17 protein-coding genes are annotated in these 22,579 nt (G+C 70.1%); 3 read left to right on the top strand and 14 right to left on the bottom strand.

Annotated elements, in window-relative coordinates; translation table 11 throughout:
* Nucleotides 1-12: 12 nt before the first annotated feature.
* The 13 genes from cas3g to JDY09_RS06995 form a co-directional block, all read right to left on the bottom strand.
* Complete coding sequence (gene cas3g, locus JDY09_RS07055; protein ID WP_428837442.1) at nt 13-2,766, bottom strand: type I-G CRISPR-associated helicase/endonuclease Cas3g; 2,754 nt, start codon at nt 2,764-2,766, stop codon at nt 13-15.
* Nucleotides 2,767-2,916: 150 nt separating this feature from the next.
* The gene (gene csb2, locus JDY09_RS07050; protein WP_274716222.1) at nt 2,917-4,482 is read right to left on the bottom strand and encodes a type I-G CRISPR-associated protein Csb2; all 1,566 of its coding nucleotides are present in this window, start codon (nt 4,480-4,482) and stop codon (nt 2,917-2,919) included.
* Nucleotides 4,483-4,506: 24 nt separating this feature from the next.
* Complete coding sequence (gene cas7g, locus JDY09_RS07045) at nt 4,507-5,712, bottom strand: type I-G CRISPR-associated RAMP protein Csb1/Cas7g (RefSeq protein ID WP_274716221.1); 1,206 nt, start codon at nt 5,710-5,712, stop codon at nt 4,507-4,509.
* A gap of 327 nt (nt 5,713-6,039) precedes the next feature.
* On the bottom strand, nt 6,040-7,761 hold the full coding sequence (locus tag JDY09_RS07040) for a cobyric acid synthase (protein ID WP_274716220.1): 1,722 nt from the start codon (nt 7,759-7,761) through the stop codon (nt 6,040-6,042).
* A gap of 118 nt (nt 7,762-7,879) precedes the next feature.
* A complete protein-coding gene (locus JDY09_RS07035; RefSeq protein WP_274716219.1) occupies nt 7,880-8,767 on the bottom strand; it encodes a hypothetical protein in 888 nt (295 codons plus the stop codon).
* Between the two features lie 540 nt (nt 8,768-9,307).
* Nucleotides 9,308-10,267 carry a CobD/CbiB family cobalamin biosynthesis protein gene (locus tag JDY09_RS07030; protein WP_274716218.1) on the bottom strand — a complete coding sequence of 320 codons (960 nt, stop codon included), beginning with the start codon at nt 10,265-10,267 and terminating at the stop codon, nt 9,308-9,310.
* Between the two features lie 106 nt (nt 10,268-10,373).
* Entirely contained in the window at nt 10,374-10,634 is a 261-nt protein-coding gene (locus JDY09_RS07025; protein WP_274716217.1) for a hypothetical protein, read from the bottom strand.
* A 103-nt stretch (nt 10,635-10,737) separates the two neighbouring features.
* Nucleotides 10,738-11,463, bottom strand: a complete 726-nt coding sequence (locus JDY09_RS07020) for a DUF3800 domain-containing protein (RefSeq protein ID WP_274716216.1) — start codon at nt 11,461-11,463, stop codon at nt 10,738-10,740.
* Nucleotides 11,464-11,575: 112 nt separating this feature from the next.
* Complete coding sequence (locus JDY09_RS07015) at nt 11,576-12,145, bottom strand: RES family NAD+ phosphorylase (protein WP_274716215.1); 570 nt, start codon at nt 12,143-12,145, stop codon at nt 11,576-11,578.
* 15 nt (nt 12,146-12,160) lie between these two features.
* Nucleotides 12,161-12,493 carry an antitoxin Xre/MbcA/ParS toxin-binding domain-containing protein gene (locus tag JDY09_RS07010; protein ID WP_274716214.1) on the bottom strand — a complete coding sequence of 111 codons (333 nt, stop codon included), beginning with the start codon at nt 12,491-12,493 and terminating at the stop codon, nt 12,161-12,163.
* An 82-nt stretch (nt 12,494-12,575) separates the two neighbouring features.
* Nucleotides 12,576-13,661, bottom strand: a complete 1,086-nt coding sequence (locus tag JDY09_RS07005; protein WP_274716213.1) for a hypothetical protein — start codon at nt 13,659-13,661, stop codon at nt 12,576-12,578.
* Between the two features lie 194 nt (nt 13,662-13,855).
* Nucleotides 13,856-14,704 (bottom strand): ABC transporter permease, encoded by an 849-nt coding sequence (locus JDY09_RS07000; protein WP_274716212.1) that lies wholly within the window; start codon nt 14,702-14,704, stop codon nt 13,856-13,858.
* Nucleotides 14,701-15,567 (bottom strand): ABC transporter ATP-binding protein, encoded by an 867-nt coding sequence (locus JDY09_RS06995; protein ID WP_428837474.1) that lies wholly within the window; start codon nt 15,565-15,567, stop codon nt 14,701-14,703. The genes JDY09_RS07000 and JDY09_RS06995 overlap by 4 nt, the downstream gene beginning before the upstream one ends.
* 194 nt (nt 15,568-15,761) lie before the next feature.
* Here JDY09_RS06995 and cobT point away from each other — a divergent pair, with 194 nt between their 5' ends.
* The 3 genes from cobT to JDY09_RS06980 all read left to right on the top strand — a co-directional run bounded on the left by cobT (nt 15,762) and on the right by JDY09_RS06980 (nt 21,738).
* Nucleotides 15,762-17,795: a nicotinate-nucleotide--dimethylbenzimidazole phosphoribosyltransferase gene (gene cobT, locus JDY09_RS06990; RefSeq protein ID WP_274716210.1), complete on the top strand. Its 2,034-nt coding sequence runs from the start codon at nt 15,762-15,764 to the stop codon at nt 17,793-17,795.
* Nucleotides 17,796-17,910: 115 nt separating this feature from the next.
* Entirely contained in the window at nt 17,911-18,636 is a 726-nt protein-coding gene (locus JDY09_RS06985; protein WP_274716209.1) for an adenosylcobinamide-GDP ribazoletransferase, read from the top strand.
* 354 nt (nt 18,637-18,990) lie between these two features.
* The gene (locus JDY09_RS06980; RefSeq protein WP_274716208.1) at nt 18,991-21,738 is read left to right on the top strand and encodes an HD domain-containing phosphohydrolase; all 2,748 of its coding nucleotides are present in this window, start codon (nt 18,991-18,993) and stop codon (nt 21,736-21,738) included.
* Here JDY09_RS06980 and JDY09_RS06975 read toward each other — a convergent pair.
* Nucleotides 21,735-22,514, bottom strand: a complete 780-nt coding sequence (locus tag JDY09_RS06975; protein WP_274716207.1) for a hypothetical protein — start codon at nt 22,512-22,514, stop codon at nt 21,735-21,737. The genes JDY09_RS06980 and JDY09_RS06975 overlap by 4 nt on opposite strands.
* Between the last annotated feature and the right edge of the window lie 65 nt (nt 22,515-22,579).

Genomic DNA, 22,579 nt, shown 5'->3' with positions numbered 1-22,579 from the left:
GCGCGACTGAGGTCACGCGCTCACCCCCTCGGGAGCTTCGACCTCTTCGCGCGAGATCTGCGAGTCGGCGCATCTGAGCAGAGCTTCGAGGTACGCGAGCCCGTGCACGCCGAGCTGCCTTTGCAACCGCTCCCGCTCAAGTTCGTACGTGCCGGAAAGGCCGAACAGCTGCTCGGCGGCAGCGACGACATCCGCGGGGATTCCTTCCCACCCGTCGACCAACTGCTCGGCTAGCCGATCGAAGAGCGGTCGTCCGCGGCCGTGGTGAGCAGCGATCAAGACGACCGTTAGCGCGCTGTGGCCGTGCGCCCGCGCGACCGCGGCGCTCAACTGTTCGTGACGCCACCCGTCGCCGCGATCGTTGGGGGCGCCGGGGAGCGCTTTGGCCACTGCGATCGTTGGATCGGGATTGCCCATGCGCGCTTGGAAACGGGGATGTCGCTTGCCTTCGTCGTGAAGCCGTGCCGCCGCGATCAGCGCGTCGTGTAGGTGCCCGATGTCGTCGCCGACCCCTTCGAGGACAACGTCGTTTCCGACGATTTCGCTCGTGAAGTCTTGGCGGGCCAACGCGCCCAGGATCTCCTGCAGGCGCCGCGCGACGCGCTTTTGGTGTGCGTCGACGAGAACAGGATCCTGGCGCTGAGCTTTCACGACGATCGGCGCTCGCCTGCGGGTCTCGGAGATCACGAGCAGCCCGTGTTCACCTTCCAGCGGCTCGCACCACGTGATCGCGAGATCACGGAGCGGGCGCTCTGCGACGACTTTCGCGAGCTCTAGTTGATCCACGCTTCGAAGGTGCTGGGCGAGCGCTCGTCGAGCGGCTCGCGTTCCGAGCTCGGGATCGGCTTCGACGATTGGTGCCATCGCGCCCGCCGGGGCGCGCACGATCCAGTCGCGCGACCGTCCCTCGGGGGAGCGCTCGAGCACGTCCTCGATCTTCCCGCCGGCTGGCCGCCGCGAAGAGCGACCGAGCCCTAGCACCCGGCCGGTCATCACGGGTGCTCCGGCAGGGAGTACCACCACGTCACCCGGTCGGATCGACCTGCTTGGGTCGCGTGCTTGTCTGTTCGCCCCGTCGTTGTCGCTTGCGCGGAGGTCGAGCGGGACTGCACGCAACGAGCCCTCTTCCTGTCGCAGTATCCATACTCGGTCGACGCTCTTGCTGTCACCGAGGCGTTTGACGAGCTCTTGTGCCGCCCAGATCGGCAGGTTGGCGATCTCGTGATCGCGGGGCGGACACTCCCGGAGGGCTTTCGCAACGACCTCGGTTTCTAGATCCAGGTCTTTCCGTGCCGCCACCGAGACCTCGGGCTGCTCAAATTCGCTCGGCTCGGATACGTACAGCTCGGGATCGGGGTCCGCGCTGAGCGCGATCGACGTCATCGCGCAGGTGTCGAGTTCGACTGGCGTCAGCGGTGGCAGATCCGCACGGGGCGCCTTCGAATACGAGGCGAGACCGGACTCGGCGATCGCGCGAGGGCTGGCGTTACCGGTGCCGTGGCGTGCGCCGAGCTTGTCCGACAACCATTCGCGCGCTTTGGTCAGCTCGTCGCGATCGTAGGGTCCGGCGCCCTCGATCTTGTTGTCTTTGGCCTTCTCGAGATCGGGCGGAACGACTACGACGAGAGTGGCGACGTCGTCCCACCGTCCGGTGCGGTTGAGCCGACCGACTCGCTGGCTGAGGGCGGGGGCGGAGGCGAGAACCGACACCATCGCGGGGACGTCGAGGTCGACGCCCACTTCGAGCGACTGGGTCGAAACCAGGTAGGCGACGCGCTTGTCGCCGCGCGGGGTCAGCAAATCGGGGTACTCCTCTCGCAATCGATCGACATCGGCGGGCCGCATTTGGCCGCATACGACGACCACCTCGCCATCGCCCCTTTTTTCCAAGAGCGAAGCGACCCCGAGAGCGTTGTTCACAGTGTTCACGAACACCGCTACGGTCAGCGGCTTGTCGCCGGGCTGGGCGTCGTTACCTTCGCTGCCCGGCGCACCTTGCTGGGCGAACAGCTGCATCAAGCGGGATCGTTGGTTTGCCGCCTCGCGCGCGACAGCTTCGGGGATCTTCTCTCCCTTCGCTAGCTCCACTACCTTCACCGGCTTACGTGCGTCGACCCGCCGTCGGAAGGCTTCGATCGCGAGGTCCTCATCGCTGTATGTGATCGCTTCCGAGTGTTCCTGAGGTGACTGGTCGATCGCCTGGGCGGGTGTGGCCGACATGGCGGTCACTTGCAGGCCGGCGCGGGTTCGCGCCTGGCGGGCGGCGAGCCGCGCCGAGTCAACTAGACGCGTGTGGAGGTGGGCCTCGTCGATGACCGCGACGGCGTCGTGGGCTATGAGCCCGGTCTCCCAGTTGCGTGCCCGGGCGCTCGTGCCGAAGCCACGGAAGAGCAGGCGCGAGCCCCACATCAGCGGAGTTGCCGCTATCACCTGGCACACCGACGGGTCGAGCCGCCAGCCGTTCTCGCTGTCGATCCCGCCTCTGAGCCGCCAGACGAGCAGGGGTCCTTCCATGGCCGGGGCACGTGCGGACACCCCCTGCTGCAGGGCAAGTGCGACCTCGCGGAGCGGTCCGTCCCTTTGCGTCTCGAGCGCGTCGGTGAGCGCGGCAGCGAGTCTCATCGCCCGCTCGTACTGGTCGTCGACCCAGCACTCGGCGCGGCGAGACGAGAACCAGGCGGCGCGGTGGGCGTCGTTCGAGCCGGCCCGCGAGGTACTCCGCGTTGAGGAAGACGTGCACGTCGACGACGCTCGACTTGCCCGCACCCGTGGGGGCGACTATCTCGCTCGGCCAGCGCCCGCAGCTCGCGATGTGTTCGGCGAGCCGCGTCTGCCAGGGGTAGGGATCCGAGCCGTTGAAGGCCCGGAAGAAACGAGCGAAGCGTTCCCTAAATCCGCTGGGCGTGGCGATGTCGCTCACGTCGCGCTCCCGTTAGGTTCGAGGAGTCCGCCGCCCACGTGCCGCGCCTTGCCGAGCGCTAGGAACCCGCCCGGCTCGGGCGCGAGAGCCCCGAGGTCGACGACGCAGTTGACAGCGACGATCAGCTCACCTTCGCGCGCCTTGTAGAAGTAAGGCGCAGGCGATTTCAAGACTCGCTTGACTCGTGCTCGCACGCCGCAGTGCTCGCGCAGATGGTCGACCAGCTTGCGCCGGAACTCCCATCCGGTACCCCACTCGAGTTGAGGGACATCTGAGCTTGGCTCGGTGTCTCGTCGCTCGAGCACGCCCCGCATCGCATAACCGATCGAGCACAGCGTCGCGTCCTCGAGAGTCCACGGGAATTTGCGCGGATAACCGGGCGCGTCGAGAACGACGGGGACGCTGCTCTGCATCCAGGCGTCGCGAGTGCTCCAGAAGGGCAGAGCGCTTTCGCGAACGGGAGGATCGAGGACGATCTTGCGTTTGGCGAACGCGACGACGAGCCCATCTTCGAGCGCTTCGAGCAGCACGGCGCGGTCGGCGTCGGAAACGTGTGCGGGTATAGCTAATGCCACCAGCGCTTGGTCCCTGCGGCGTAGCGGCTGGATGGCCAGGTGACCAGGGCCCCGCAGCGGGTTCTCGCCCTCCTTGCCGCGGACGAACTCGGGTACCGCGCTTCCGATCCTCCGCACGATCGCCTTGTGGATCGCCGCTGCGAAGGGCACTCGGTACTCGCGTCGCAACACCCAGTGCTGCGGGCTCAGCTTGAGGGGTAGCGCGAGAACCTCGTCGTAGGGCCAACGGGCGGCTCCCCGCAGAGGGGCAAGGCGCCGCTCGCCGGTTCCGGTCAACAGCGGGGATGTCACGCGGTCCGCCGGTCTCGATTTTGACTCCTTGCCGTGTTTTCCCGCAACGCAGGTCAGACGAATGTGGTTGAGCAGGAGATTGTCGAGCCGACCCTGTTGGGGGACGCGGACGATGGTCCCGCGCCCGCGCGTGGTGTGCAGGGCGAGGGCGTTCGGCGATGCCGGGTCGAAAGAGCCGGATCGCACCGTCACGATCGCGATCGAGTCGGCCCGCCCGACATGGGTGATTTCGCGCGCCAGCAGGGCGAGTCGCTGCTCGACTTCGGGCGGGGCGCTAGGCCACGCGTACTCGATCACCCCTGGCACGGCTACGCGCGGCTCGAAGTCGTCCGGTTCGTTGGAGATGCCTGCTTTGACTCGGTACCTGTTGACCCGCTCTGGCTGGCAAGGGCGAGGTTCCGCTCCGGGCAACGACACTCCGAGCGGCTCGTGCTCCTCGAGCCATCGCAGGGCCGCGATGTCTTCGTCCCGCGGCGAGAGGACGGTAGCTCCCTTCGGAACCTTAAGTCGGCGAGCCTCCTCGGAGCTGACATCGATGGGGGCGCTCACTGCGTAGGGCCCGGCTGCGGCTGCCGCCACGAACGCCTCGAAAAGCCGCGCCGGTGACGGCAGCAGCTCGATCCTGCCCAACGCGGCTCCCTGATAGATGCCCAACGGGAACCGCACTTCGATGACCAGTGCGGGCGCCTGTCCCATGGTCGCCAAGCCGCGTCGCGGCTGCTACTCCGTGCCACTCGATTCGGTGCCGCTGTCTTCGACGGCCCCTTTAGCGAGCTCGGGATCGCCGTCCACGACCTGTTCCTGCCCCCGCCAGGCGAGGCGCTCGGGCAGCTCGCTGATCGCGCCCTCGAGGAACTCGGTGCAAGCTTCGACCGACAGGTCGAGATCGTCCCTTTCCTCGTCGTCCAGCAACACCCGCGTGCGGGGGGTGCCGACGTCGCAGTAGGCGCGGATCTCGGGGTTCTGATCGGCGTAGGCAGCGCCGAGAAGGATCATCGCGAGCAGTGCGGTTCGTGCCTTCACGTCGTCTTCGTGCGAGCCACCGAAGCGCAAGCGCCGAAGGCCGGCGAGCGAGATGGTGCGCACCCGGCGAACCTCGGGCACAGAGACGCCGAAGGGAGTTTCGGTGCCCGGCGGGATACCGCCGAGACCGAGTGGTGCCGCCGAGATGGTCGGTTCCTGACCTTCGCTTGTCTTGCTCTTTTTCTCCTGATTCTTGATCTTGCTCTCGAAGTCAGCGAGCGTCTTCGGAGACATCTCGCCCTGTTGCGTTTGGGCGAGCCTTCGCGCTGCCTCGGGCGTCAGGTAGATGTTTTGACCCAGAGGGTCGAGACGAGCGCCCGACCGCCTCGAGATCGGGTCGGCATCCGGACGGTCGTCGACCACGCCAAAAAGCTCTGATACGTATAGGCCGCGGAGCCGCAGCTGTCGCTGCTGACGGGAGGAGTCCCACGCTCCGAAGGCGAGCGACGTGGGGGACGTCGTGAACACGGCGGACAGATCATCGTGTTGGGAGTCCCGCAACCGCTGGTACCACTCTTTCCTCACAACCGGCTCGCCGTTCTGGGTCGCGAAACGGATGTGCGCGTCGAAGGCGCGGTGCGGGAGCTCGAGGTCAGTCAGCTCGCGGTGCGGATACCTCACGCGAATCGTGGGTATCAGACGCGCGGGGCCACCGACACGGCGTGCGAGTAGAAGCCCCTCCTCGGCGCGGTTTGACTGCGACTGTTTGGAATCGATGAGGACGGTGCGACGGAAGTCTCCGTCGACGAAGCGAGTCTCGAACACAAAGGTCGCGGCGCCCCGTGCTTCATACCGCGCGGGCGCGACTACGGCGCCAGGCTGCACGGGATAGGTAGCGGGCAAGTTGAGCGTGGCGGCTCCGCCAGCCTCGAGGTGCTCGCTAAGTTCCATCAAGCCGTTCATGAGCCCTCCTCCTCGGGTCTTTCAGAAGGTCGGGGTCGAGTGGTTTCGCGCAGGCGCTACATCGTCGTCGCCACCTCGCGCAGCCTTAATCCACGTCGTACGGTGACCGGCGTTCCTGACACGCGCAATCACCGACGCGACGTGGAGCCTAGCTCTGGGGTTGGACGGACTCGGACGCGTGACCGAGGAGGTACGGGTATTCGGTTCGGCACTGCCCAGCCAAACCTAAGGCCGCGGGCGCGTGCGACCGACCCGTGTGTATGGGAGTCGCAGTAGGTACACCTCAGGCTTATGCCGCAGTGTCCCGGCGCACCGAGTTGGGCAGCGTCAAGCCCCGCAGCTTTCCTGCTTCCGAAGCAACGATTCGACAGTCACCGCATCGATCGCCTGCGCCGATGCTTCGGCTAGCAGATCGAGCTGCCGGTCACGCCGAGCGCTGAACTGTCGGCGAGAACGGGACCGTTGAGACGAGGAGAAGCGTTCGCTCGAGCCAAGGCCGTCGCGCGCAGACGCCCATGCGAGAACCACCCCCCTCACCTCATCCCCCTCGAGCACCCCGTGCCACGACGTTCCGACCACCGCGCCGACCGCGCAGCCGTCGGGCTCGCCGTCGTGTGAGACGAAGACGGGTAGCGGCGCGGTGGTGGTCGCGGGGGCGGTGCGGATGTCGGCGCTTTCGCTCGCGGCGCGGTGCGCCGGCGGATCCAGGCGCGCGTTGCGTGGCTCGCCCGCAGCCCAGATCGCGCTTGGCCGCGGCCTCCCATGCCTGATCTCGTACCCCTCGGCCGGGGCGCCACCAAAGAACGGCGAGTGGCCGCGGCGGCGGCGGACGATCTTGTCGCGCTCGAACACGGTCTCTACCGGCAGCAGACCGAGGCCGGGCACGGTTCCCCGCTGCGATTCGACCTCGTCGACGATCCGCTCGCCGAGCATCTGGTAGCCGCCGCAGATCCCGAGGATCGGGCGCCCGGCGTGGGCGCGGCGCACCAGCGCGTCGGCGAGCCCATCGCGCCGCAGCAGCTCGAGATCCCCGACCGTCGCCTTCGTTCCCGGCAGGATCACAAGATCGGCGCGCTCGATGTCGGCCGGCGAGCGCGTGTAGTAGAGGCGCACGCCCGGCTCGAAGCGCAGCGGGTCGAAATCGGTGAAGTTGCTGATCCAGCGCAGGCGCACGACGGCGATGTCGAGCGCCGGCGCTCGGTCGGCGCCGCTGCCGGCCGCGGCGCCCTCGCCCGGTGCGGCGCCCTCGCCCGCCGCGGCGCCCTCGTTGGCCGCTCCGCCCCAAGCCGGCGCCGCCACTGCGCCCGCTACCGCGTCCGCGCCCGGTAGTGCTAGCGAATCCTCGGCGTCGAGCCACAGCCCCTCGAGATAGGGCAGCACGCCGAGCACCGGGCGGCCGGTGCGCTGCTCGAGCCACTCGAGCCCTGGGCGCAAGACCTCGGGGTCGCCGCGGAACTTGTTGATCACGAAACCCTTGATGTGCTCGCGGTCGGCCGGGTCGAGCACCTCGAGCGTGCCGACGATCTGCGCGAACACGCCGCCGCGGTCGATATCCGCCACCAGGATCGCCGGCAGGTCGGCGGCGCGCGCAAGCCCCATGTTCGCGATGTCGTGCTCGCGCAGGTTCACCTCGGCCGGGCTGCCCGCGCCCTCGCAGATCACCACGTCATAGCGCGAGCGCAGATCGGCCAGCGCCTCGAGCACGATCGGCATCAGCTTCGGCTTCAGCTTGTGGTAGCTGCGTGCGTCGGCATCGGTGAGCGGCTTACCCATCACCACCACCTGGCTGTGGCGGGGGCCCGACGGCTTCAGCAGGATCGGGTTCATCGCCGTCTCGGGCTCAACCCCGCACGCCGCCGCCTGCATCGCCTGGGCGCGCGCGATCTCGCCACCATCGGCGGCGACAGTCGAGTTCAGCGCCATGTTCTGCGCCTTAAACGGCGCCACGCGCAGCCCCTGACGCGCCAGCCACCGGCAAAGACCGGCGACAACGGTGGTCTTGCCAGCGTCGGAGGTGGTGCCGAGGACGAGCAGCGCAGGTGCGGGCACGGGGGAAGGGTAGGGCGGCGCACGGCGACAAGGCGTGCTGCCCGCCCGTCAGCCGGCCCGCTACTGCATAACCAAGGGACCCGCCGCTACCGGCGCCCGCGCAACGGCTTTATCGTTTTTAAAGGCGCCCGACCGACATCCGATAAGTGCCGCCCGCGCGCCCAGCTCGCACCTCGATGCGGTAGGTGCCAGGCAGCAGTCCTAACACGAACAGGTAATCCCGCGACCCCCGCCGACGCGTGCGGGCGAGCGGTCTCCGGGAATCGGGCTCGTACAGCGCGATGCTCATCTCTGCCCGCTTCGGCCCGTTCAGCCTGATCTCGAAAAACGTCGGCATCCGGACACGGAAACGGTGGACTTTGCGCGAGCCGCGACGTGAGAGCCGACCCCTAACCTTCGACGTTCGCGGGAGCAGCGGATCATGGATGTCGTCGCTCAGTTCGGAGAGCACGTCCCCGCTCGGCGGCGGTACAGCTGTGATCCGCCCCCAACCGTTCGAACCGGCGAGCACCGCGAAATCCTCGGCATATAGCTCGGCGAGTTGGGTTTCCCAAGGCGAGCCAGCAATGCAATCAAAACCTGCGCTAAAGATGTCGTCACTTAACTCGCGGGCGATGAACCAGCGCCGCGATCCGTCACCAGACCAATCGCTGCACACCACCGACAGATGGGCGATGTTGAGAAGCCGGTTGTCCATGTGGTGGCCGTACTCGTGGGCGACGGTGTGGGGTAGCTCCGGATCGTCCCAGCCGACGATCATCCATCCGTCGAATGACCGGTCTGGATCGCGCGGTAGGTAGCAGGCTTGTGCGATCTCAGAGCCGCAGTAAGCGGGCATGTCCGCCAGATTTACAACAAGCACCTCAAGGTGCTCAATCTCCCAGCTGTGGGGAACGGTGCTGAGCAGGCTGGCGACCCGGTCCAGAGCCTCTTCCGGAGCAACACCGGGGTATGTTTGGATGCCGAACTCGTGGCCGTGCGCGTCGGTGTAGGTGTAGCGCACCATTTCCGCGCTAGCAGCGTGCACGCGTGCGGCGAGCGCAAGCGCGCGTCTCCCTCGCACGACCACGTCGCGCGTCGGGCCGGTTCCCGGTCGCATCGCGGCGAACGCCGAGCGCGGGGCCGGGCGGACGCGGCGCCGTGCAAACCGCTTTAAGGAGCGCGAGCGCATCCAGCTGGTCTCCGCCGCCCGAGCGAAGACGACGTCCCGCGAACCGGGCTTGCCGCGCTTTTCACCCTGAGTGGCCAGCTCGCCGGCGACATGTGAGGTGCTCTCCTGGGCGCTTGCGGCGGGTGCGAACACGCCAAAGCCGAAAAGTGCGAGACACGCCCCGGTTGTGAGAAGCCGGTGCGAAGAGAGCCCTCTGCCGACGACGCGTAGAGCCCCCACACCCGTGCCCGTGCCGTGGCGTTCGCCGCGACCGAACAAGCGAGCGCAGGGAAAAAAGGGGGAAAGGAGGCGGTGCTGCAAAGACCACGCTGGCTCTGTCACGCTCAGTAGGTCGCTACCCGAGCTGGTTGTCTGACAAACGCAACCTCTCGCTGGTCACGAGCGGCGCGCCACGGGTGTCCACCCGTAGCACAAACGCGCGGCCAGCGAACGAGCACGTGCAAGGTCGCCGACCGTCGGGTCGCGCCCGTCGCCGATCCACGGCCTGGGCGTGCGCGCGCCGAAGTAGCTCACCGGACCGCCCAGCCGGACGCCAAGCGCGGCCGCGAACGCGGCCTTGAGCGGCCCGGCGTTGGGGCTCGGGTGGCGGCGAGCGTCGCGACGCACGCCCCGCAACACAGCAGCCGGCGCACTGCCGAAGCGCCGTGCCTGAACGGCGACCAGCAGCACACCGACGCGCGCCCCTGCGAACCCGAGGAAGTCGTCGAGGCGCGCCGCCGCCCAACCGAACCGCTCGTAACGGCGGTTGCGATGGCCCCACATCCCATCGAGGGTGTTCGCGGCGCGGTGCACTGCCGCACCAGGTGGGCCGGCGAGGAGCGTCCACACGGCCGTCGACAGTGCGGCGTCGTTGGCGTTCTCGGCCAGCGACTCGATCACCGCGCGCGCAATACCCGTCGTGTCGAGCTCGTGGGGGTCGCGACCGCACAATGCTGGCAGACGGGCGCGCGCGCTGGCGAGATCGCCGGCGGCGAGCGCACGCTCGATCGCCTCGGCCTCGCGCAGCAGACTGCGGCTGCCGAGACAAGTCCAGACGATCGCTCCGCCGCTTGCGATCCGCCACAGTGCCGAGCGGCCCGTCGCGCCAATCGCTGCTGCCGCACCCCCGGCGCCGGCGACGAGCAGCGCTGTCGCGACGGCGCCCCGCCTGCGCGACGGCGACCACCAGCGGCGCTCCACCGTGCTCGCGAGCCGGCCAAACCCGGCCACGGGATGCCCACGCGAGGGATCGGCGAGAAGCTGGTCGAGAGCGACGCCCACAGCGAGCTGGGCGAGGCGCACCGCGACCGCCGCGCGCGCCCGCCGCCACGCAGCACGCTGCACGCCTACCCGCACGTCCCCTCCCAGCATCCCGCGCCGCGTGACCCGCCCCCCGTTCCGGCCGCGTGCTGGGCGCGGCGGCGCCACTCGCCGATCGCTGTGCGCGCTCGTTGGCCGAGCGCTAGCGCTGCCGCTCCACAGCGGTGGGCGTGGCTTCTGCGTGTTTGCTTGCCGCTCGTGTCGAGCCTAGTCGCGGAGTCGACAGCTCGGCGAGCGACGACTCGACCTCGCGGCGCGCGTCGAGATCGCTCGTGGCCGCTTCGTCCCGTCCCCGCGTCGCTGTTAGCACGCGCCCGAGCGCCAGCGCCACCAGCGCACCCACAACCAGCCACAGCACAACTGCGGCCGCGAGCGCGGCCAGCGGGTCGCCGAGGAAAGCCACCGCGACCATCGTCCCCTGCGCAGTGTAGGGACGCGACCAGCGGCAGAGCGGGGTAAGTTCGGCGCGGTGCGGGCGGTGCGGCTTCCACGTGTGGCCAAGACCGTCAGCGAAACAAGTTGCGCGGCGCCTCCCGCGACGGACGCGACAGTTCGGGGAACTCCTTGAGCCCGACTCCCTCGATCGTCCCCCGCACCGGATGGCGGGCGAAGCGGGGCTCGAGCTGGCGCCACCAGCGGCTCGCATCGCCCAGTCGGTCGCGGCTCGCGAGCGTCACCCCGACGACGAGATCGGCGATCTGCAAACCGGTCGAAAAGTGCGAGGGGCTGAACATCAAACAGTCGACGAGGCGATCGAACTGCAAGTACTCGGTGCCCTCCTCGCGTAAACGCTCGAAGAAGCGGCGGGTGCGATCGTCGAGCTCGGGTCGGCGCGAGTCGAGCACTATCAGCCCGTAGCTGCCGCTGTGCGCTAAGAAGCGTTGGAAGCGCTCGGCGAGAAGCATCAGCGCCGTGGCGTACGTGTCTTCCGGTGTGGCGAACATTTCTGGGTGGAGGCGCCTACCGGCAAGCGGGCGCAGAACACAGACGAAGCAGGTGAGCGGTGCCGCGGCGAGCTCGGCGAACACAGCGTCAGCCACGGCTCCCGGCACTAGACCCCGGCGGATGCCGTGCCACTTGAGCTCGCGCTCGAGCGGCCAGCCGGCCGCGCTCGCGGCGTGGACGAGGCGGTCGCGGACTACGCGCCACTCGTCGGCGCGGATAGCTACTCCGCCCAGCGCGAACCGCTTCTCGTCGGGCTTTCCTGACTCATCGAGAAAGAGCAGGTGCATCGCCGCAATCTTCGCTGAGGCGGCGGCGAGCGAGCAGCGTCGCGCGGGCGTCAGGCGGCGGGTGGGTAGTGCTGCGCGCATGTCGGCCGGCGGGCGGCTAGGGCCGTGCGCCTCAGCGGGTGAGCGCAAGCGCGTCGCAAGCCTCGCGCACCACTTCGAGATCGGGGTCGAGCGGGAGGCGGCGAACGACGCGCACCTGCGCGAGCGCCCGATCGAACAGCGTCACACACGTCCACGACGCCTCGATCGTCGACCACCAACGCAGGCCCGCGGCGTTCGGGTAGCGGCGGAAGAGCTCGCCGGCGATCCGCTGCGTGACGACCCGTCGCCCGGTTGCCACCTGCGAAGGGCGAAGCCGCTCGCCAACCAGCGTGCGCGGGTCGTCGAGATCGAGGAGCTCTGCCCGGGCGTCGAGAGCGAGCTCGCACAAAACCAGCCGCCGTCCACCGCGCTCGAGCATCCGCGGATCGAAACGCCCTGTGCCGCGGAACGGAGCGAGCGTCTCGGCCACCGCTGTCGTCGCTTCGAGCGCCGCATACAAACAGCCGTACAGCTCGGGGTTGTCGTGGCGTCCGGCTCCCTGCAGCTCGCGCGGCACATAGAGCGGGTGGCCAGGCTGACCGCGACGAGCGCGCGGATCTACCGGCACGACACGGTGGAGCGAGAGGTCGCCCTTGGGCACCGCGCGGGCTCCCGCCTAAACCAGAGCGCCCGTGCGCTCGGCGGCGATCGCGTCTAGCACCTCGGCGGCGCGCCCCTGGCGGATCAAGTCGACTGGCCGACGGTCGCCGAGGTGCGGGTTGACACCCTCGAGCCAGCGCAACGCCAGGTCGCTCGGGTAGAGGCGGAGCAGCTGGCTCATCACGAGCTCAAGCACCTCGACGCGCGCCGCGTTCACCTCGTCGATCCCCTGGCCGCGAAGCCAGCGGCTCACCTGCGCCGGATTGACGCCAAGCAGCTCGGCGAGCCTGCGCTGCGAGCGCAAGTCGTCGGCCAAAGCGCGCACCTTTTCGTGTGTGGCGACAGGCACAGCGCGAGCTTAGCGCGCAACGCGAAATGTTGCGCCAACCGATGGCGTTCGCGGTGCCGGCCGGGAGCTCGAGCTCGCCGCGTCAGCGCAGCTCGATCCGCACGCGGAAAGCGCCGCTGCCACCGAGTGAGCGCAGCGAAAGCTGGTAGCGGCCGGCAGGGACAAGAGCGGCTGCACGCTCGCTCGCGCCGCTGCCGCTCGCGCCTGCGACGCGGCGGCCGCGGCGTGCGAGCGACAAGGCAAGGCGCAGACCCCTGCGCGCCTCAGCCGTCGCGCGCAGGAAAGTGGGCGCGGTGAGCGCGAGCGTGCGAACAAGGGCACCACCCGCCGCGACGCGCCCACGCCAGACAACGGTTCGCGGCCGGAACGGCCGCGCCAAATCGGCGCGGAGCGCGGCCAGCGTGGCGCGCCGCGGCGGCGCGAAAAGCCGCAGCTCCCATTCGCGGATGCCGTTAGCGTACGCATAGTCCTCGGCAAAGAGTTCGGGCAGAAGCCGCCGCCACGGTGTGCTGGCCGAGCAGCCCACGCGTCGGCGCGCCACGATCTGGCTCTGGCGCTCGCGCGCGAACAGCCAGCGGCGCGAACCGTCAGCGCCAACAGCACAGGAAAGCTGGCCGAAACGCACCCCGCGCCCGAGCCCGACGAGCTGGTTGTCGAGGTGGTGGCCGTACTCGTGAAGGAGGGAGTGGCGAATGTCGCGATCGCTTGCGGCGACGTTGATCTGCCCCCAGCCGCTTCCGTCATCGGCCCCGTAGTAGCAAGCGGCGGCGCCGCGCCCGCACAGGTCGACGAGTTGCTCGTCGGTTGCCACCAACACTTGGACGCGCTCGATCTCGTCGCCGTGGATCGTCGCCGCGACGATGCGCGCGTAGCGCGACAGGTCGATGCCGGCGATGTCGCTGCCGACAGCGAACGTGCGGCCGTGTTTGTCGGCGAAACGCTCGACGCGCGCCGGTGTGAGGTCATCGATGCTCGCTGCGGCTGCTGCCGCCGCCGTCCACGTCGGTTGCGGTTGGGGGTTCAAGGTCCGGGCGGCGCTGGCGAGCGGTAGCGTCGCGGCTGCGGGGGTAGTGATCGCAACCCCGGCGAGAAGCGCTGCGCGCCGCAGGCGTCGATCGCGCGAGAGGGGCGCCTGCCCCCATCGGCGAGCCCAGCATGCAGGGGGCATGAACCCGAGCGTAGGGACGGTCCGCTGCGGCGACAAGCGGGGGCGGCGCAGGCGGACAGCGCCGGCACAAGCGCCGAGTGCCGTCTAAGGGCAGCGCCGCCGCCTCGCGGCACCGCCGGCGCGCCCATAGCGCCAACCTAGGCGCCCGGCCTTAGCGCGGGACAGCGCCCCGGCCGCCCGCGACCTCGCCGGATCTAGATGATCAGCCGCCGCTGGAGCCGCGCGATCGCCAAACGCCAGGTGATCGCGGCGAACATGAGTAAGGCCGCGACATGGACGAGGTCGCTCCCGTCGAGTCCGAACACGGCCGCGCGCACCAGCTCGACGCAGTGGTAGAGGGGGTTGGCGAGCGACACGGTCTGCAGCGCCTGCGGCAGCTGGTCGATCGGAAAGAAAGTGCCCGACACCAAGAACAGCGGCGTAACCAGGCCGCTCTGCACGTAGTTGAAGTGGTCGATCTTGGACGCCGTTGCGGCGACGAAAACGCCGAGACCGGCGAACCCGAGCCCGGTAAGCGCCCCGAACAGCGGCACCAGCAGCATCCCTGGCGCGGGGTCGAGACCGAACAGCATCGTCACGAGCAGCGGCGCGCAGCCATACACGCCCGCGCGCAGCCCGAGCCAAAGGATCTCGGCCGTCGCGAGCTCCTCGACATCGACCGGGGCAGCAAGGATGGCGTCGTAGGTGTGCTGGAAGCGATGCTTGACGAAAACCCCGTACATCGCCGAGAACGTCGCCGAAAAGAGCACCGCCGTCGCCACCATGCCCGTGCCGACGAACTCGACGTACGGCACCTCGCGACCCGCGACGACGATCCGCTCGACGAACGCCCCCAGCCCGAGCCCGAAGGCGAGCAGATAGATCGTCGGGTCGAGCACAGACGAGAACGTCGTCGTCTTCCAGAAAGTGCGGAAGTTGGTGATATCGCGGCTCATCACACCGGCGATCGCGGCCGGCTCGAGGCGGTGTAGCCGCCGGCGAGCCGACCCCGCAGCCGGTGGTTTCGGCGCCGCGTTTGCGGTGGCAGCCTGTGTCGCGCTCACTCGACCTCCTCGCCGGTCAAGATGACGAAAACGTCCTCGAGCGAAGCTGCGCGCCGCACACCTCGGGGCAGCCAGCCGTCGGCGCGCTCGGCGCCGAGGATCGCGAGCGCGGCGCCCGTGCGGCGCACGCGCAGCCCGCGCGCTTCGGCGGTTGCGCGCAGCTCCTCGAGCTCCGCGGGCGGGCCGTACACCTCGAGCGTCTCCTCGCCGGCGTAGGTGCGTACCAGCTCGGCTGGCGGTCCCTCTGCGACGATGCGTCCCGCCGCCATGATCGACACCTTGTCGGCCAGGCGCTCGGCCTCCTCGATGTAGTGCGTCGTCATCAGGATCGACGTGCCCTCGCGCCGCAAGCGGTCGATCAAAAGCCACAGCTCCTGGCGAACTTGGGGGTCGAGCCCCACCGTCGGCTCGTCGAGCAGCAACAGCCGCGGCCGGTGCACGAGCGCGCGGGCGATCAAGAGCCGCCGGCGCATGCCACCCGACAGCCGATCCACGAGCTCGTCGGCGCGATCGGTCAAGTTGGCGATCGCCAGCGCCCGCTCCACGGCGGCGCGGCGCTGCGACCGCGGCACGCGGTACAGGCGCGCGAACACCATCAGGTTTTGGCGCGCCGTCAGCTCGACGTCCAGGTTGTCGAGCTGGGGTACAACGCCGCACTCCATCCGCGCCTGCTTCGACTCGGCAGGCACCCGGTAGCCGAGCACCTCGATCTCGCCCGCGTCCGGGAGCACCTGGGCGGTGAGCATCTTCATCGTCGTCGACTTGCCGGCGCCGTTCGGGCCGAGCAACCCGACGCACGTTCCCTCGGGAACGTCGAGGTCGAGACCGTCGACGGCGGTCAGCGCTCCGAAGCGCTTCACCACACCGCGCAGGCGCACCGCCAACCGTTGCGGCTGGGTGTGAGCGCGAGCTGGCTCTTGCGAGCGGGCACTACGAGGCTCCGGCACCGGCCAAGGATGGCGCATCGAGCGGTCATCCGTCGCGCCACGCGTCGCGCCACGCCGCAAGCGGAGACTGTCCCGAGCCGGGGGACGTACGCGCCCTAAGCTGCCGAGTCGTGGCGAGCGAGCCGGCGCCCAAGGAACATCCACGGGTGGCGCGACCGCGCACGCCCGAGGGCTTCGATCCCTCGCGGCCGCACGAGCGTGCCGCGGATCCTGCTGGCTGGCGGCTGTCCGAGGGGGTGCGAGCAGCGCTCGCTGAAGTGATCGCCGCGCGCCGCGATATCCGCCGCTTCCGGCCCGATCCAGTGCCCGACGATGTCCTCGGCCGGCTTCTCGCTGCCGCCCACCGTGCGCCGTCGGTCGGTCTCATGCAACCGTGGCGGTTGATCGTCGTGCGCTCGCTCGAGACGCGGCGCGCCGTACGCCGGATTGCGCAGCGCGAGCGCCTCCGCCAGGCGGAGCGGTTCGTTGGTCGCGGCGACGAGTTCCTCGACCAAAAGATCGAGGGCATCGTCGAGGCACCGCTCGGGATCTGTGTGTGCTGCGACAACGGCGAGCCCGGGAGCGAGGTGCTCGGTCGCGGCACGATCCCCGAGACCGCCCAGCTGTCGGTGGCTTGCGCGATCCAAAACCTGTGGCTTACGGCGCGTGCCGAGGGGCTCGGGGTCGGCTGGGTGAGCTTCTACCGCTACGAGGACCTGCGCGCGTTGCTCGGGATTCCCGAGCGTGTCGACCCCGTCGCGTGGCTGTGTGTCGGTTGGCCCGACGAGCGTCCCCCGCGTCCCGGCCTAGAGGCCGCCGGCTGGGGCAAGCGCCTACCGCTCGATGTGGTGGTGATGGAGGAGCGCTGGGATCGCGAGCGCGGCGAGGCTGCGCGCGCAGCGATGCGCCAACAGCGGCCGGGACCGACCGCAGCGAGGCCGGCGGCGGTTGGCGCTGGCGCTGGGAACGCGGCGGGGCGGAGGGCTACCTCCCCACAGCTGCCTGACGGCGCTGCCCAAACGGCGGTGCGCGATCTTCTCGACGAGCTCGTGAAGCCCCCGGGCGGTCTCGGCCGTCTCGAGGAGCTCGCTTTGCGCTGGGCGGGGATCACCGGCGCGCCACCGCCCGAGCGGCCGAAGTGGGGCGTGCTCGTGGCCTGCGGCGACCACGGCCACGTCCGCCACGGCTCCTCGCTGTTCGAGCAACGGGTTTCGAGCGAGGTAGCTGCTGCCGCCGCCCGCCGCGCAACCGCCGTTGGCGCGCTCGCCGCGGCGCTCGACCACGAGCTTTTGGTTGCCGACATCGGACTCGCGTTGCCCACCCCGCCCGGCGTGACGGACACCAACGTGCGGCGCGGCACGCGCGACATGACCACCGGTGCCGCGCTAACCAGCGCCGAGGTAGACGAGGCGATCGAGTGTGGTCGCAGGCTCGCCCGCGAGCTGCTCGGCCGTGGGTGCGCGGCACTCGCTCTTGGCGAGATCGGCATCGGCAACACCGCAACGTCGGCTGCGATAGCGGCGCTGGCGCTCGCTGCGCCCGTGGAGGCGGTCGTCGGTCGCGGAGCGGCAATGGACGCTCCCGGTCTCGAGCGCAAGCGGCGCGTCGTGGCCGCGGCCGTCGCTCGCCACCAGAGCAAAGCCAACGACCCTGTCGCGCTGCTCGCCGCTTGCGGGGGGCTCGAACACTGCGCGCTGTGCGGTGCCCTCCTCGCCGCCGCCGAGGCACGGGTACCGGTGCTGCTCGACGGCTTCTCGGTCGGTGTTGCGGCCCTCGTCGCCTGTTCGATCGATCCGGCGGTGTGGGAGGTGTTGATCGCGAGCCACCGTTCAGCCGAGCCCGGTCACGGTCTCGTGCTGCGCGAGTTGGGTTTGGAACCGCTGCTCGAGTTGCGGCTACGCGCCGGCGAGGGCGCGGGAGCGGTTCTCGCCGCTCGCCTCGTCGAAGCCACAGGTGCTGCGCTCGCGCGCATGGCGACCTTTGCGGGCGCCGGTGTTACGCGTTCGCTCGCCGCCGAGAGCGCCGCTCGCTCCGAACGCGTCGATGTTCCCCACGTGCCCCTCGCCGCTTGTTCCGAACGCCACGGTGCTAGCACCGAGCGTCCAGTCGGCGCCGAGCAACCGGCTGCCGACCAGAACGCAGCGCCTCCCCCGAGCGATGGTTGACGGGCCGGCTTCCGAGCGGCCGGACGGCGCCGGGTCGGCGAGCGGCGCCGGATCGCCCTGCGGCGCCGGATCGGCGCCAAGCGGCGCGGGCCCCGTCCGCACCGTCCTCGCTCAGGTGCGAGCAGCGGTCGCGTTCGCCACGATCGTGCCCCTGCGCGGCGCGCCGCCGCCCGCAGGGCTAGCTGTGGCGCTGTTTCCGCTCGTCGGCGCTGCGGTCGGAGCGGTCGCCGGGGGCGTGCGCTGGGTGGCGGAGGGAGCGCTCGGTAGCGGCGGTGCAGCGCTCGCCGCCGCGCTGGTGGTGGTCGTTCTCACCGGCGCCCTCCATCTCGACGGGCTCGCCGACTGTGCCGATGCTGTCGGTGCGCGCGGACGCGACCGACGCCTGGCCGTCTTGCGCGATCCGCGCCTCGGCACGTTCGGGGCCGTGGCCGTCTTCGCGTGGCTAGGGGGCGTACAAACTGCGCTTTCCCGCCTCGACAGCGCGGAAGCGCTAGCCGTGCTCGTGGCCGTTGCGGGATGCGCTCGGTTCGCGGCTGTCGCTCAGGCCGCTGTTGCACCCGCGGCACGCCCCGAGGGTCTTGGCGCTAGCTTCGCTCCCGGCGCCGGTGTCGTCATGGCTTGCGGCTGCGCTGCGCTCCTCGCAGCGCTCGCGCCTGCCCTGGTGGCGCCTTGGGGGTGGGCGCTCGGCGTCGGCTTCGTCGTCGCTGCTGCGCTTGCCGGCAGCGCCTCGGCAACGGTTGCCGTGCGGGCCGTCGGTGGCCGCACCGGTGACACGCTCGGTGCCGTTATCGCTCTCTTCGAGGTGGTTGCCCTCCTCGTCGCGGCTGCTTTCCTGGGATGAACGGCCGCAGCGTCTTCGGCTTGGGCGGAGAAGCAGAAGGATCGGCAGCGTTCTCGCCCAGGCGAAGCCGAAATGACTCGCCGTCAAGTGCTTGGGGTAATTGCCGACTTGTACCCCATGGCGCAAGCGTCCCGAGAGCCGCCCGGCGGTTCGCGCCCGGAATCGCCTGCTCACGACGTGGCCAACGGCGAAGCGTTTACACCACCCCTGGGCGGCAACCTTGGCACACCATTGCGGCCCAGCGCCAAGGCCCCGCAGCCCGGATGGGACAGCTCTTCGCAGGGCGCCGTTCCCACCGCCGAGGACAACCGAGCACGCCCGCGGGAGGCTCGCTCGGGCGGGGCGGTAGCGACGGTGTTCAAAGCCATCCGGCGCCTCATCGGCTGTGCGGGTGAGGATCCCGTGGCGCTTCGCGGCAGCCTCGTCGAGGTGGCGCGCGATCTCTTCGCGGGGGCGTGGGCGGGGCTTGTCGCTGTCAGCCCGGGGGGCGAAGAGTGGCGTGTGCTGGCGTCGTCACCCGCCAGCGACCATGTCTCGCTCGCCGGCGACGCTGCGCAGCGAGCGCTGGCCATTGTCGACGGGCTGCTCGAGCCTCGCTTGCTTCTTGCCGGTGAGGGGCGCGTGCTCACCGCGACTTTAGGTGTCCATGCGGCTCTCGGCGGGGATGCGCGCTTGCTGGCGGTACCGATCGGGCGCGCCGAGCCGGGGCGGCCCCAGGTCTTTCTCTTCGTCGATGCCGGCACGGTCGACGAGGTGTCGGCCGTCGCGCTCGCGCGCGAGCTTGCTGACATGTTTGACACGGTCCTCGGCCAAGCCAGCCGAAACGCCGAGCGAGCGCGCGAGATCGCCCGCCTCTCGGCTCTCTTGCGAGCGGCCAAGCTTCTCAACGAAAGCCTCGACGTCCCGCGTGTGCTTACCCGCATCTGTCGCGAAGCGGCAGCGATCCTCGACGCCGACACAGCGGTCGTGTTCCGCCTCACCGCAACGGTCGACGATCGACACAGCGAGCTCGACAGCGGCTTCGGTGGACCTCTGCCCGCGGTTTCCCCCGGATTCGACAGACAGGGTGAGCCCGTGCCGGCGCTGGTGCTGGAGGCTGCCCACGGACTGCCGCCCGAGGCAATCGGGCTGCAGCTAGCCGTCGGCGAGGGCGCGGCGGGACGCGTCGCAGAGAGCGGGGAGCCGCTCGTCACGCACGACTACCCGACCGAGGTAGGCGCACCGCGCGACGTGTTCTCGGACTTGCGGGCCGGTGTGTCGGTGCCGATGCGCTGGGGCGGGCGCTTGCGGGGAGTGCTGAGCGTCGGCTTTCGACGCCACACCCGTCTCGGCCGCGACGAGGTCCGTTTGCTCGAGGCGTTCGCCGAGCTCGCGGCGGTCGCTTGCCGCAATGCCGCTGCTCACGAAAGCCTCGCTCTCGTCGCCCGCACCGACGGGCTGACGGGCTGTCTCAACCACGCCGCCTTGCACGAAGCGCTCGGCCGCGAAGTCGAGCGCTGCCGCCGCAGCGGCCATCGGCTGTCGCTGCTGTTGATTGACCTCGACCACTTCAAGCTGGTGAACGAGCGGCATGGCCACCTTGTCGGCGACGAGGTGCTGCGCACCGTGGGCTATGCCCTGCGGCAGTCTGTCCGTGGTTTCGACTTCGTCGGCCGCTACGGCGGTGACGAGTTCGCGCTAGTTGTCGTCGACGCGACCGAAAGCGAAGCGCGCAGCGCAGCGCGGCGCGCTCGCGACCGTGTCGAGGCAGCGCTCGCCCAGCTCAAACTCGGGGAAAAGGTGGGAATGACGGTGGGGCTCGCCGAGTGGCGCCCGGGCGAGACGGCGTCCGACCTCGTCGCTCGTGCCGATCGCGCCCTGCTGTACGGCAAGTTGCGGCTCGGGCGTGGCGCAACCGTTGCCGCTGGCGAGGTGCCGCTCGATTTCGCCTTCGACGACTCGCCGCTCCCGGCTGTGCGACGGATGTCGCACAGGCCGTCCCTCGAACCAGCTTTCAGCGACGACGTCGCCGAACAAGCAGTTCGGCTGCGCAAGCGCACCCGGCAGCTAGCGCTCGCTGCCGAGCTAGGAGCGCGGCTGGCGGCGATGGTCGAGCCGGGCAGGATCGTCGAGACCGCGGCGAGCGAACTGCATCGAGCGTTCGGTTTCCACTCCTGCGCGGTGCTGCGCCTCACCGACGACGGCGATCTGTCGATCGTCGCCACCCGCGGTCGACCGGCGGCGCTGGCGGGCGGGCAGCCACGGATCCCGCGCGATGCGGGGATTGTCGGCAGGGCGCTGCGCGAACGGCAGGCGCTCGTCGCCAGCGACGCCCGCGCCGAGGGCAACGAGTTCGCGCTCGAAACGGTCGCCGACTGGGACGCCGCCCGCTCGCAGGCAGCGGCGCCGGTGTGGGCGGGGGGAGAGCTGTGGGGCGCGTTGTTCGTCGCCGAACGCGCCGCCGGCGCTTTCGACGAGGACGACGCGCTCGCCCTGCAAGCGGTCGCCGACCTGCTCGGCGCGTCGCTGCGCTCGGCGCTGCTCTACGAGCGTCTCGACCGCGCCTACACGGGAACCGCCGAGGCGCTGGCCGCCGCCCTCGAAGCCAAGGACTCCTACACCGCCGAGCACTCGCGTTCGCTCGTCGAGCACGCCGAGGCGGTGGCGCGCAAGCTCGGCCTCGACGAGCGCGAGGTGGAGCGCGTGCGGCTCGGCGCGATCTTCCACGACATCGGCAAGATCGCTGTACCCGACTCGATCCTCAACAAGCCCGGGCCGCTTACCGACGCCGAACGGCGGGAGATGGAGAAGCACACGATCGCGGGCGAGCGCATCTTGCGCCCGATCGAGTTTTTGCGCGACGTGCTGCCGATCGTTCGCCACGAGCACGAGCGCTGGGACGGCCAGGGATACCCCGATGGCCTCGCGGGCGAGGAGATCCCGATCGGCGCGCGCATCGTGCTTGCCTGTGACGCCTACGACGCGATGACGAGTGACCGCCCCTACCGCCCGGCACTACCGGTCGAAGTGGCGCGGCAGGAGCTCGCGCGCAACGCCGGGACGCAGTTCGACCCGCGCGTCGTTGAGGCGCTGCTCGAGGTTCTCGCCGAGCGCGGTCGCTAGCGCTCGAGCCGCGCCAGCCGTCGCGGCAGCTCGTCGAGAAAGCGCGCCACGAGGCGGCGCACCTCGCCGAGCGGTCGCGAGAACGCGCGCGCCACGAGGTGCTCGCCGCGCCCGCGCGGCTCGCTACGACAGGCGGCGAGAACGAGCGAAGCCACCGCGGCGCGGCCGCGCTGCTCCTCGAGCGTCGCGCACAGCGCGAAACCACCGAGGTAGGCGTCGCGCGTGGAGGGGGGCAGCGCGTCGAAGGGTCCGTCGCGCAAACGACTGGCGAGGGCAGCGAGGAGTCCGTCGCTCTGGCCGGCGAGCACGGCGGCTGGACCCTCGAACAGCCAGCCCAGGCGGCGCAGCGCCCCGCCGCTCGTGGCGGTGAGCGGGGGCGGCAGAGGCCAGCCGCTGGCCGCGGCCGCCGCCTGCACGTAGAGGCGGCGAGCGGTGGCGCGCAACGCCCGTTCCGAGAGCGGTGTCGCTGCGGCCCGGCGGCGCAGCGCAGGCGCAGCGAGCAGGTGCAGCTCGCCGCTCGCTGCCCAGCCCGCCAGATAGCGGCGGGCATGGCGGGTCTGCGCCGCTCGCCACGCTGCGAGCGCCGGTTGGGCGGCGAGCAGGGACAGCTCGTTGGGGTGGAAAACGATGGCGATCTCGCCGGGAGTGCGGAAGCCGAGCTCGGCCAGCTCGAGGCGGAAGCGCTCGAGGTCGTCAAGCGTGCGCTGTGCGCTGTCGGTCTCGGCGCGCTCGTGGCGAGCGCTGAACGACGCCGAGTAGCTCTCGGTCCAAGCCACGCCGGCACGCTACCGCCGCTCGACCGCAGCGGTGTGCCGATGGGCGGTTCGCGCCGTCGCTCCGC

The sequence above is a fragment of the Thermoleophilum album genome (assembly GCF_028867705.1).
GTDB lineage: Bacteria > Actinomycetota > Thermoleophilia > Solirubrobacterales > Thermoleophilaceae > Thermoleophilum.
The sequence above is the reverse complement of the archived record's forward strand: the minus strand, read 5'-3'. Positions and strand labels throughout refer to the sequence as shown.

Coding starts and splice junctions, on each gene's coding strand:
- csb2 (WP_274716222.1), bottom strand. CDS start 4,482: ATGGGACAGGCGCCCGCACTGGTCATCGAAGTGCGGTTCCCGTTGGGC.
- cas7g (WP_274716221.1), bottom strand. CDS start 5,712: ATGAACGGCTTGATGGAACTTAGCGAGCACCTCGAGGCTGGCGGAGCC.
- JDY09_RS07035 (WP_274716219.1), bottom strand. CDS start 8,767: ATGGTGCGCTACACCTACACCGACGCGCACGGCCACGAGTTCGGCATC.
- JDY09_RS07020 (WP_274716216.1), bottom strand. CDS start 11,463: ATGCACCTGCTCTTTCTCGATGAGTCAGGAAAGCCCGACGAGAAGCGG.
- JDY09_RS07005 (WP_274716213.1), bottom strand. CDS start 13,661: ATGCCCCCTGCATGCTGGGCTCGCCGATGGGGGCAGGCGCCCCTCTCG.